The sequence below is a fragment of the Burkholderia catarinensis genome, from assembly GCF_001883705.2.
Lineage (GTDB): Bacteria > Pseudomonadota > Gammaproteobacteria > Burkholderiales > Burkholderiaceae > Burkholderia > Burkholderia catarinensis.
Genome location: NZ_MDEQ02000036.1, coordinates 32,502 through 44,408, shown reverse-complemented (window position 1 = coordinate 44,408; position 11,907 = coordinate 32,502). Strand labels below are relative to the sequence as shown.

Genomic DNA, 11,907 nt, shown 5'->3' with positions numbered 1-11,907 from the left:
CCGTGACTCAGTGCGCGGAAGCGGTCTTGACCGCTTCAGGCGCCTTCCATGCGGTCGCCGTCACGGTCGCGCCGTCGCTCAGGCGCTCCATGCCTTCGACGACGACCTTCTGGCCCGCCTGCAGGCCCGACTTGATGCGGTAGCTGCGGTTCGTCAGCTCGCCCACCTCGACGGCCTTCAGATGCGCCTGGCTCTTCGCGTCGAGCACCCAGACCTGCGGCTTGCCGCCCGCGCGGACGATCGCCTGTTGCGGCACGGTCAGCGCGTTGTCGTAGTGCCCACGCGGGATGCGGGCACGCACGTACATGCCGGGCAGCAGCTCGCGCTTCGGGTTGTCGACCAGCACGCGCAGCAGTACGTCGCCGGTGCCCGGATCGACGTTGACGCCCGAGAACAGCATGCGGCCCTTCACGTCGTAGCGCGAGTCGTCGCCGCGCAGCACGTCGACCGGCAGGCCATTACCCGTCGCGTCCGGCTGGGCCGCGAGGGCGCCGCGCAGCGATTCGAGCGATGCGGCCGGCTGGCGCACGTCCACGTAAACCTGGTCGATCTGCTGGATGCGTGCCATCGGCTGGCTGTCGCTGCTCGCGACCAGCGCACCCTCGGTGACGAGGGCCTGGTCGATGCGGCCGGTGATCGGCGCCTCGACGGTCGCGAACTTCAGGTCGAGCTGGCGTCGTGCGAGCGTCGCGCGGGCCTGCGCGACGTCGGCGGCGGCCTGATCGCGTTGGGACACCGAGTCGTCATAGACCTGCCGGCTGATCGCGTCGGCCTCGACCAGCGGTTTAAGCCGCGTGGTCTGCACCTTGGACCGTTCGAGCGCGGCTTGCGCGCGTTGCAGGGCCGCCGCGGCCGTATCCATGTCGGCCTTGAACGGCGCCGGGTTGATCTGGAACAGCGGCTGGCCCGCCCGCACTTCCGTGCCCTGTTCGAACAGCCGTCGCTGCACGATGCCGCTGACCTGGGGCCGGATCTCGGCAATCCGGACCGCTGCGACGCGGCCGGGCAAGTCTTCGGTCAGATCGAGGCGCGAGCCTGCCAGCGTCATCGCCGCAACCGGGGTGGCCGGCGCGGCGGCCTGCTGTTCGGCGGGGCCGCAGCCCGCCAGCATCGCCGCCGCCAGCGCGCATACGGCGCTGTAGCAGCCCCGTTTCTGATTTTTCATGTGGACTCCTTGGGACGCAGGCGCCAATGGCCCGCATTTTCGGTTCGAGTATGGCGTCGACGGTTCCCGCGTCGCAGCCCCGTGCAACTACTAAGTTGCCGCAAGTTTTCGGTTGTGGTCAAATGACTATGTCAATTGACCAAGGGTGCGTAGTCTATCCCAAAACCGGAAGTCTCGTCCTCAGGGGCATTTGCGTGCTGGGCTGGGTTCGGCGGAAGCGGAGGGGAGGTGACGACAGTACATGTGTACCCAGATCTAACTGCCAACGTCTGCATGAAGGAAACGCCAATGGAAATGTCCCCGCAGTCGATGCTCTTCGAAACTGTTCCGTCAATTCTCCAGGAATGGGGCTGTGTGCGCCGCTTGGGTCAAGTGATGGCGGCATGGACGGATCGCCGTCATGTCCTGATCGTTACCGACGCAGGGCTGCACAAGGCCGGCGTGTTGGAGCCGGCGAAAGAATCGTTGGCGGCGGGGGGATTCCGCGTGGCGGTTTTCGACGAGGTCGTGGCCGACCCGCCGGAGATCGTGGTATCGCGCTGCGTCGAGTTCGCGCGCAGCGCAGAGGCAGACGTCGTCATTGGCTTGGGCGGCGGCTCGTCGATGGACATTGCAAAACTGGCCGCCGTCCTGACCGTCTCGCAGCAATCGCTCGCAGAAATGTACGGAATCGGCAACGTCCAGGGCGCGCGCCTGCCGTTGGTGCAAATTCCCACGACGGCCGGCACCGGGTCGGAAGTCACCAACATTTCCATCGTTTCGGTTAACGAAACAAACAAGATGGGGATCGTCGCACGTCAACTGTATGCCGACCGAGTGATCCTGGACGCCGAACTGACTGTCGGCCTGCCACGCAGTCATACCGCGGCGACAGGCATCGACGCGATGGTCCACGCCATCGAGGCCTATACCAGCAAGCACAAGAAGAATGCCATTTCCGACGCCCTTGCGCGTGAGGCCCTGCGATTGCTGGTGAGCAACCTGATCCCGGCTTGCGAAAATGGCGAAGACCGGCGCGCGCGCGAGGCAATGCTGCTGGGCGCCACCCTCGCGGGACAAGCCTTCGCCAATGCCCCGGTGGCTGCGGTCCATGCGCTGGCGTACCCATTGGGTGGCCATTTCCATATCCCGCATGGTTTGTCCAACGCATTGATGCTTGCGCCCGTGCTGCGTTTCAACGCAGAAGCGGCAGCTTCGCAATATTCGGAACTGGCAGACATCGTAGGCGCGGGTGGAACAGGCGACGCCACGGAGCGCACTGCCGCGTTCATCGGATTCATGGATGACCTGATGGACCGATCCGGCGCGCCGCGTCGTCTCCGCGACGTGGGTGTCACGCGTTCGAGTCTGCCAGCCCTGGCGGCAGATGCCATGAAGCAGCAGCGCTTGCTGTTGAACAATCCAGTCGTTGTAACGGATTCAGACGCATTGCGCCTGTATGAACAGGCCTATTGAACCGAGGCAGGCAAATCTGTAGTCGCCGTAACGTAAATATAGAGAGTGCACCGTGAACAATGTAGAAAGGATTGAGCACCACGAGGTCGTCATTTTGGGTGCAGGCTTCGGAGGCCTCGGAATGGCTGCTCGCATGAAAATCGCGGGCATCGACGATTTTGTCGTGTTGGAGAAGCGTCCCGAACTCGGCGGCGTCTGGCTTGACAATTCGTATCCTGGCGCAGCATGCGATACCGAATCGCACCTGTATTGCTACAGCTTCCATCCGCATTTGCGCGTAAGCGCCATGTATGCCGGCAGGAATGAACTGCTCAATTATTTGAAATCGCTTGCCACGCGGTTCGACTTGACAGAACACCTGCGGTTCAACTGCGAGATTCGCAGTGCGGAATGGGATGTGGACGCAAGCCTCTGGCGGTTCGAGCTGGACGATGGTTCGCGGTTGACCGCTCGATTCTTTGTGCCGGCTTGGGGGCAACTGAACCGTCCGATGATTCCCGCGGTTCGCGGCCTGACGAGTTTCAAGGGAGACTATTTCCACTCCGCGGAGTGGCGGCATGACGTGGACCTGGGTGGCAAGCGTGTGGCAAGCATCGGAAACGCCGCAAGCGCCGTGCAGTATGTGCCGGTCATCGCGCCGAAGGTCGCGCAACTGACGGTGTTCCAGCGAAGCGCAAACTGGATCATGCCGCGCAATCAGATCGTCTTCTCGACGGAGCAGCTCGACACGTACGAGCGTGAGCCTCATCTTTTCGAAGAAAGCAGGAAATCGCTGCACGCTTTTCGTGAAGCGGGGTTCGAGCGCACCAGGATTGGTTCCAACGCGCAGACGGAAGGCAAGAGCCTGGCGTTGGCACACCTTCATCGGCAGGTGTCCGACCCGGCACTTCGCCAGCAGCTGACGCCGGACTATGAATACGCCTGCAAACGGATTCTGCGATCGGACGACTACTATCCGGCTCTCATGCGCGACAACGTCGCGTTGGAGACGGCGGGCGTAGAGGCGCTCGTCGAGGACGGTATCGTGACCCGGGACGGCCGTGTTCTCCCGTTCGACGTGGTCGTGTTCGGAACGGGATTCGAGAGTCAGGCATTCCAGGGCAGCCTGCAGGTTCGCGGGACCGACTGCACGTTGGCGCAGGCGTGGGAAGACGGCCCGGAAGCGTATCTCGGCATGACCGTGCCGGGCTTTCCGAACATGTTCATGTTGTATGGGCCGAACACGAATCTGAACCACAACTCCATCGTTTCGATGCTCGAGATCCAGCAGAACTACATCATCGACGCGATCGGTGGCCTGGCTGCGGCCGGCGTGAAGGCAGTAGACGTCGATAGGGCCGTGTTTGACGAATACAACGGCAGGCTGCAGTCGGCGATGGCCGGCTCGGCGTTTTCGGCGGGCTGCTCAAGTTGGTACAAGAACGCGCAAGGCAAGGTGATCAACAACTGGCCCGGCACAGTGGACGAATACCGCGCTGCGACGCAATGGGATCAAAGCGTGTTCGGTGCGATCTGAGCGGGGATGCACATGACATCAGTGCACTGGTTGCCGCTGACGGAGGTTGCTGAAGATGCCCGGGACGCCGTTCGGGCGTTCCGCGAACTGGGCGGACGCCACTACGGCAGCTTTTCCGTCGACCAGTCACGTGTGAACTTCGCGCGTGCTTGCGAATTGAACGGCATCACAGGTGACGAGGCTGTTGCCCATGACGATATAGGTGTTCCCGTAGCGGACGGCAGCATTCGGGTGCGGCTCTATCGTCCGAGCGACGGGGACCGCGTCGAGGACAATCCACTGGTGGTCTTCATTCACGGGGGCGGGTGGGTGATCGGGAGCGTGGACACGCATGACGGCATCTGCCGTCATCTCGCACGGCATAGCGGGTGTCCTGTCGCTTCGGTGGAGTACCGGCGGTCGCCGGAGCACCGGTGGCCGGTCCCGCTCGAAGACTGCGAGCGGGCATTGGACTACCTGATCACCAACGCTCCCGCGCTCTCCATCAACGCGTCCCGGGTGGTCCTGGCGGGCGACAGCGCCGGCGGCAATATGGCGACCATTATCGCCAATGCGGCATCGGTAGTTGGATCCGCAATCATCGGGCAGATCCTGTTTTATCCGGTGACGGACCTGACGGCGTCGCTCCCGTCATATCAGCGCATTCAAGGTGGCTTTCCGCTTGTCGCCGAATCGATGCTTTGGTTCCGGGATCACTACGTGCCGGCCGGCATTCCGTTCGACCTTCCACGCCTGTCCCCGCTGCTGCATGCAGCAGGCCGGCGGCAGCCGCCGATGTTCATTGCAACGGTGGGGCTGGATCCGCTATGCGACGAGGGCATTGCCTACGCGTCGTGCGCGGCACGCGCCGGGAGCACTGTCGAGCATCACCATCTACCCGGGCATCATCACGGCATCATCACCGCGGCCCGCAATATCCCGGCTGCGAGATATCTGCTGGACCGCGCAGTTTCCTTTGTCCGGCGGCTTGCCGAAAAAGACGGTTTCGATGTTTGACGCTTTGACCTTCGCGCGGGCTGGAGCATCGCCGTATGACGCGGTCGTGCCTGCGTCGAGTTCGCCAGGGATGAATCTCGCGTAGTTCGAGGCGCTCTGGCTTGTTCACGAGCGTGATGAGGGGATTGGCGTCGCGCGATTATTTCAACAGGACAGAGGAGATTGGGTATGGAAAAGATTTGGCTTGATGCTTATCCGCCGGAGGTCCCGGCAGAGATTGATTCCAACGCGTATCGATCCGCTAGTGCGTTGATTGAAGAAAGTTTCGGCAAGTTTCAGGGGAATCCCGCTTTTGCGTGCGACGGAAAGCTGATCACGTATGGCGAACTCGACGTCATGTCTCGCTCACTCGCTACGTGGTTGCAATCGCGGGGGCTCGGGCGTGGTGCGCGCGTCGCGATCACGATGCCGAATGTGTTGCAGTACCCGATCTCGATCTGTGCGGTCCTGCGCGCCGGCTACGTTGTCGTCAACGTCAACCCGCTCTATACGCCCCGCGAGCTGCAACATCAGCTGAATGACAGTGGCGCGGAGGCGATCGTCATTCTCGACGGCTGCACGGCAACGCTGGATGCAATCATCGTGCACACGCAGGTGAAGCATGTTCTGGTTGCCGCGCAGGGCAACGCTTCCGGCGCGGAACAGAAGCCGAGCCCGCATGCGACATTTGACGACGCGATTGAGGAGGGACGTCGGGGCAAATTCGTACCGGCTTCCCAGTCGCCGGACGATGTCGCTTTTCTCCAATATACGGGCGGGACAACCGGGGTGTCGAAAGGCGCGACGCTGTTGCATCGGAACATCGTCGCGAATGTATTGCAGTCGGACGTCTGGCTCAAACCGGCTCGCGATTTGCGCCCTGACGTGACGCAGTTCATCACGGTTGCGGCACTTCCGATCTATCACATCTTTGCGCTCAATGTTTGCTGCCTGTTGACGATTCACACGGGTGGGCTTTGCGTACTGGTGCCGAATCCGCGGGACATCGGCGGGATGATCAAGTCGCTCGCCGGATACAAGATCACGAGCTTTCCCGGAGTCAACACGCTCTTTAACGCGATGCTCCATCATCCCGAATTCTCGCACCTCGATTTCTCCAATCTGCTGCTGGCCAGCGGTGGCGGGATGGCCACGCAAGGAGCTGTCGCAAGGCGCTGGAAGGAGATGACCGGCGCGCCGATCATCGACGGATACGGGCTGTCCGAGACATCACCTTGCGTCGCGGTCAATCCCGTGGCCGGTGGTGAGTTCAACGGCACGATTGGCCTGCCGTTACCCTCCACCGAAGTGTCGATCCGGGACGACGACGGCAAGGAATTGCCGCCCGGCGAAGCCGGAGAGCTGTGCATTCGTGGCCCGCAGGTGATGGCGGGTTACTGGCAGCGGCCGGACGAGACCGCGAAGGTGATGACCGCGGACGGCTTCTTCAGATCGGGTGACATTGCGTCGATCTCCAAAGCGGGCTTCGTGCGAATCGTCGACCGCAAGAAGGACATGATCCTCGTGTCCGGCTTCAACGTCTACCCGAACGAGATCGAAGAGGTCGTTGCCAACCACCCTGGTGTATTCGAGGTCGCGGCCATCGGCGTACCCGACGAGCATTCCGGCGAGGCCGTCAAGCTGTTCGTGGTCAGGAAAGATCCGGAGCTGACGTTCGAAGACTTGATGGCGTTCTGTAAAGGCCAGCTGACTGGTTACAAGCGCCCGAAAAGCGTCGAGTTTCGCGACAGCCTGCCGAAGAGCAACGTCGGGAAGATCCTTCGGCGAGAGTTGCGGGTGCCGAAGGATTGACGTCATCGTCAGGGGCCGATGCCTCCGCGGTCGAGCCAGCTCTCCATCGCACGTCCCCGAACCGGCACACGCATGACGCGGCGGGAAACGTCCGTCGCGGGATCTGCTTGCAGTTTCGCGAGGCACCTTGACCTCACTTCAGGAGCCGCGTGGATCCGGCGCGACGGTGCATTCGGCGCGCTGCGCGACCAGTACCGAGCATCGCAACCGTCGCAACCGATCGTGTAATGGAAACCCCTTATTCAAATTGTCCCTCGACTGCATAAGACTGGGAACCGTGGAACTTGGTCAAATGACCATGTTCAGGGTGACCGGTCATACCGGGATGCGCACGCCAATGACCCGCGTGCATGTCAGGTCGGGTGTGTAGATGATCTTCCCCGGGGTAGTCTCGTGCTGGTTTGATTCGTTGTCGCTGGCATACACGTGTGGGCGTCTCTTTGTTTAGTGGTCGCATGACCAAGTCAATGGATCTAGTCGTGCGGCGTTACGGATATTTTCAATAATTGGTCATCGGAGGGATCTCATGACTATTCAACGAACGGATTCGGGTTCGCCTGAGCACGTAGGTGTACTGATCATTGGGGCCGGAATTTCGGGAATCGATGCCGCTTGTCATCTCCGCATGCATTTGCCGGGTCGCTCGTTCGCCATCCTGGAAGCAATGGATGGATTCGGTGGTACGTGGTGGACCCACCGTTACCCCGGGGCGCGTTCCGACAGCGACCTGTACACGTATGCGTTCGGATTTCGCCCGTGGCAGGGTCGCTCGATCGCCACGGCGGAGGAGATCCACAGCTATCTGGGAGAGGTCATCGAGGAATATGACCTCGGCTCGAGGATTCGCTACGGGCATCGTGTTCAAACGGTGAGCTGGTCGAGCGAACAAAAGCGCTGGACGGTCGAGGTATCGCGCAACGAGACGGGCGAACGCTTCTCGATGACCACCGACTTCTTGTGGCTGGGGGCGGGGTACTACGACCATCGTCAGGGCTTTACGCCAAAGTGGAACGGGTTCGATCGTTACAAGGGAACGATCGTTCATCCGCAGCACTGGCCCGAAGACCTTGACTATGCAGGAAAGCGGGTGGTCGTGATCGGCTCGGGCGCGACCGCCGCGACGCTGATTCCGGCGATGGCCGGGACCGCAGCGCATGTGACGATGCTTCAACGGTCGCCGACGTTCTTCACCGCGGTTCCGTGGACCCACCAGCTGGACACTACGCTTCGCGAACTCAACCTTCCCGAAGAATGGCGGTCGGAGATTCTGCGGCGTGCGCACCTGAAGCAGACGTTTGACCTGATCAACCTGTCCACAGCGAACCCGGACGCCGTTCGCGACTGGCTGATCAACGAGACCCGGCAACAGCTGCCGGAAGGTTTTGACGTCGACAAGCACTTCAATCCCAGCTATCGCCCGTGGCAGCAGAGAGTGGCCGCGGTCCCCGAGGGAGACCTCTTCACGGCCATTCGGGAAGGGAAGGCATCGGTCGTGACGGACACCATCGAATCGTTCGACGAAAGCGGCATTACGTTGGCGTCGGGCGAGCACCTGCAGGCGGACATCGTCGTGACGGCGACCGGCTTCGACATGAGTGCTTTCGGCCAGATCGCTTTTCGCGTCGATGCAGATCCGGTCGACATGACCAAGCGGGTCTCGTATCGAGGAATGATGATCGAGGGCATCCCGAATATGGCGTTCATCTACGGCTACTACCGTTCGAGCTGGACGCTCCGCGCCGATCTGATCTGCGAGTTCACGTGCCGCGTACTTGCACATATGGAAAAGGTTGGTGCGAAGACGGTCGAGCCGTGCCTGCGTGACGAAGACGCCGACATGCAGCGGCTGCCCTGGACGGACCCGAACAACTTCAATGCCGGGTACGTCATGCGGTCGCAACACCAGATGCACTCGCGTGGCGATCGTATGCCGTGGCAGCACCACTTCGAGTACGAGGAGGAAAGCAAGACCATTCCGGAATTGAGCCCGGATTCCGAAGTCCTCGTGTATCGCTGATCTCCAAGCAACGTTCGATTACAAGGTGATGTTATGGCACTCGATTTGCACCTCGCTGGTTTTCTCGAATCCTTTGCCGGGTCCGGCGCGAAACCACTGCCGCAGTCAACCCCGGAAGAGGCGCGCGTATTGATGCAGCATTTGGCACGCGCCGTTCATGCACCAGAGGCCGTTGTCGAAATTCACAGCGTGGAAGACTTGACGGTTCCTGGCGCGACCGGACCGCTGCGGGCGCGGCTCTATCGTCCGACCCGGGAGAGTCATCTGCCGACGGTCGTTTATCTCCACGGCGGCGGGTTTGTCATTGGCGACCTGGATACCCACGACAATATTTGTCGAGAGCTGGCTCGTGGTGCGAACGCGGTAGTCGTCTCGGTGGACTACCGATTGGCTCCCGAGCATCGGTATCCGGCCGCGGCGGACGACGCGATTGCCGCGACCAAATGGGTGATCGCGAACGCAGGTGAGTTGGGCGGAAACGACGTAGTGGCGGTGGCCGGAGATAGCGCCGGCGGCAATCTCGCGGCCGTCGTGACCCAACAACTGCACGCCGAGGGAATTTCGCTTTCCGCTCAGTTCCTGATCTACCCCGCGGTAGCACAAGACCGCTCGGGCTTTCCTTCTTTCAAGGAAAACGGTGAGGGCTACCTGCTCGACCTCGAGACGATCGCCTGGTTTGATCGGCATTACGTGCTCGACGGGACGAACAGGGAGGATGCGCGACTGGCCCCGATCCGTGCGAAGGACTTTGCAGGGTTGCCGCCAGCGGTCATCGTTACCGCGGAATACGACCCGCTGCGCGACGAGGGCGAAGCATACGGTCGCTTGCTTCACGCGAGTGGCGTCAAGGTCGAAACGATCAGGTGCGATGGAATGCTTCACGGGTTCTTCGACATGGGGGGGATCTCCCCGGGCGCCCAAGAGTGGATCGAGAAGGGCATCGCGAGTTTTCGAAAGGCGCTAGGCAGCGCGCAGCACCATTGATACGTTGGCGGTAGCGGCTTGATTCTGCTTTTCGCCATTCCGTGGCCGCACGCGGCTCGATGGGTGACCCCCAACGTTGCCGATGCGGCCACGCAGCTCTGATGCATGACGGAATGAAGCCGATTGCGCAATGGCTCGGTGGGGCCATGACGTGAGTGGTGGAATGGATGCATCAGGTAGTTGCTTGTGAAGCGCTCAAGCATCTATCCAGGACACAGACCCGTGAAGAATTCATTCGATTATCTTGTTGTAGGTGGCGGCTCGGCAGGCAGTGTGCTGGCTTCGCGCTTGACCGAAGACCCTGATGTGACGCTGTGCCTCTTCGAAGCCGGCGGCGCCGGCGATGGATGGCCCATCAACGTTCCGGCTGCCCTGGTGCTGATGGTCCCGTCCCGGCTGAACAACTGGGCGTTCGAGACGGTGCCCCAGAAGGGGCTGCTGGGACGGCGCGGCTACCAGCCGCGCGGCAAGGCGTTGGGCGGATCGTCGGCGATCAATGCGATGGTGTATACGCGTGGCCATCATGCCGACTACGACGATTGGGCCTCGCTTGGCAACGAAGGCTGGGCCTGGAACGACGTCTTCCCCTATTTCAAGCGAAGCGAGCACAACGAGCGCCTTGGCAATGAATGGCACGGGCGCGGCGGCCCGCTGTGGGTCAGCGACCTGCGGACCGGTAATCCATTTCAGGGCCGTTGGCTGGAGGCGGCACGACAGTGCGGCCTGCCCATCACGGACGATTTCAACGGTGCGGAGCAGGAAGGCGTCGGCATTTACCAGGTGACCCAGAAGAATGGCGAGCGCTGCAGTGCGGCACGTGCCTATCTGTTTCCGCACCTGAAGGCTCGCGGCAACCTGACGGTGGAGACCGGCGCGCAGGTCAGGCGCATCGTGTTCGACGGTAAAAGGGCCGTTGGTGTCGAAGTCACGCGCGCGGGAAGTGTCGAGACGGTCTGGGCAAAGAAAGAGGTGATCCTCTCCGCGGGCGCGTTTCAATCGCCTCAGTTGCTGATGTTGTCCGGCATCGGGCCGAAAGACGAACTTCAGCGTCATGGGATCAACGTCGTAGCCGATCTCCCGGGCGTGGGAGAGAACTTGCAGGATCACCCGGACTTCGTTGTCGGCTACAAGACGAACAGCCTGGATGCGCTCGGCCTATCGGTACGCGGCGGAATGAAGACGCTGCGCGACATCAGACAATACCGGGCTTTGCGGAACGGGACGATGACGACCAACTTTGCCGAAGGCGGCGCCTTCCTGAAGACGCGTCCCGATCTGGAGCGGCCGGACGTTCAGATGCACTTCGTCGTCGGCCCCGTCAACGATCACGGAAGGAAGTTGCAGCTCGGCCATGGCATTTCCTGTCACGTGTGCCTGTTGAGGCCGAAAAGCCGTGGATCGGTGAAGCTGCGAAGCGCGGATCCGCTTGATGCGCCGTTGATCGACCCGGCGTTCCTCGAGCATGCGGACGATCTCGATGTCCTGGTCGACGGATACAAGCTGACTCGGCGGTTGATGGCGGCGCCGGCGATGTCGGAGCTCGTGACGGAGGATCTGCTCGAGTCCCGGTCGCGGTCCGACGACGACATTCGTGCGTTGCTGCGCGAGCGGACCGACACGGTTTACCACCCGGTAGGAACCTGTCGGATGGGGAACGACGCGCTCGCCGTCGTCGACGCTCAATTGCGCGTACGGGGGACGGAAGGCTTGCGTGTGGTGGATGCCTCCATCATGCCGACGCTGGTGGGTGCAAACACGAACGCACCAACGATCATGATTGGAGAGAAAGCCTCGGATCTGATTCGGAGGATCTCGAGATTCCCGGCCGCGATGTCGAAGTGAAAGCCGTGCCCCCTTGCTCGTTGGAGAGCAAGGGGGCACGAGGCAACGATGTCGCCACCTGCGGCCGAGCTGCCGGGTGCCGACCTATGTGCGCCCGCAACCGGAGAAAGACCGGTGCTTGCTTCGTGCCGATGAGCTGCA

General features: G+C 61.7%; 8 protein-coding genes. 7 read left to right on the top strand and 1 reads right to left on the bottom strand.

Translation table 11 applies throughout. From position 1 onward, the window contains the following. Positions 1–7 precede the first annotated feature (7 nt). Positions 8–1,165 carry an efflux RND transporter periplasmic adaptor subunit gene (locus BFF94_RS33975; protein WP_128841918.1) on the bottom strand — a complete coding sequence of 386 codons (1,158 nt, stop codon included), beginning with the start codon at positions 1,163–1,165 and terminating at the stop codon, positions 8–10. A 294-nt stretch (positions 1,166–1,459) separates the two neighbouring features. Here BFF94_RS33975 and BFF94_RS33970 point away from each other — a divergent pair, with 294 nt between their 5' ends. The 7 genes from BFF94_RS33970 (at position 1,460) to BFF94_RS33940 (ending at position 11,766) form a co-directional block, all read left to right on the top strand. Next, the gene (locus BFF94_RS33970) at positions 1,460–2,620 is read left to right on the top strand and encodes an iron-containing alcohol dehydrogenase (protein ID WP_201260358.1); all 1,161 of its coding nucleotides are present in this window, start codon (positions 1,460–1,462) and stop codon (positions 2,618–2,620) included. 52 nt (positions 2,621–2,672) lie between these two features. After that, positions 2,673–4,136: a flavin-containing monooxygenase gene (locus tag BFF94_RS33965; protein WP_128841920.1), complete on the top strand. Its 1,464-nt coding sequence runs from the start codon at positions 2,673–2,675 to the stop codon at positions 4,134–4,136. Between the two features lie 12 nt (positions 4,137–4,148). Next, a complete protein-coding gene (locus BFF94_RS33960) occupies positions 4,149–5,132 on the top strand; it encodes an alpha/beta hydrolase (protein ID WP_128841921.1) in 984 nt (327 codons plus the stop codon). A 168-nt stretch (positions 5,133–5,300) separates the two neighbouring features. Continuing rightward, a complete protein-coding gene (locus BFF94_RS33955; protein WP_128841922.1) occupies positions 5,301–6,923 on the top strand; it encodes a long-chain-fatty-acid--CoA ligase in 1,623 nt (540 codons plus the stop codon). 526 nt (positions 6,924–7,449) lie between these two features. Next, positions 7,450–8,940 (top strand): flavin-containing monooxygenase, encoded by a 1,491-nt coding sequence (locus BFF94_RS33950; RefSeq protein ID WP_128841923.1) that lies wholly within the window; start codon positions 7,450–7,452, stop codon positions 8,938–8,940. A 33-nt stretch (positions 8,941–8,973) separates the two neighbouring features. Then, entirely contained in the window at positions 8,974–9,924 is a 951-nt protein-coding gene (gene lipP1 / locus BFF94_RS33945) for a LipP1 family hormone-sensitive lipase (protein ID WP_128841924.1), read from the top strand. Between the two features lie 222 nt (positions 9,925–10,146). Beyond that, complete coding sequence (locus tag BFF94_RS33940; RefSeq protein WP_128841925.1) at positions 10,147–11,766, top strand: GMC family oxidoreductase; 1,620 nt, start codon at positions 10,147–10,149, stop codon at positions 11,764–11,766. Positions 11,767–11,907 lie beyond the last annotated feature (141 nt).

Excerpts from the sequence above, each read along its gene's own strand:
- BFF94_RS33975 (WP_128841918.1), bottom strand. The coding sequence starts at position 1,165 with ATGAAAAATCAGAAACGGGGCTGCTACAGCGCCGTATGCGCGCTGGCG.
- BFF94_RS33970 (WP_201260358.1), top strand. The coding sequence starts at position 1,460 with ATGTCCCCGCAGTCGATGCTCTTCGAAACTGTTCCGTCAATTCTCCAG.
- BFF94_RS33960 (WP_128841921.1), top strand. The coding sequence starts at position 4,149 with ATGACATCAGTGCACTGGTTGCCGCTGACGGAGGTTGCTGAAGATGCC.
- BFF94_RS33955 (WP_128841922.1), top strand. The coding sequence starts at position 5,301 with ATGGAAAAGATTTGGCTTGATGCTTATCCGCCGGAGGTCCCGGCAGAG.
- BFF94_RS33950 (WP_128841923.1), top strand. The coding sequence starts at position 7,450 with ATGACTATTCAACGAACGGATTCGGGTTCGCCTGAGCACGTAGGTGTA.
- lipP1 (WP_128841924.1), top strand. The coding sequence starts at position 8,974 with ATGGCACTCGATTTGCACCTCGCTGGTTTTCTCGAATCCTTTGCCGGG.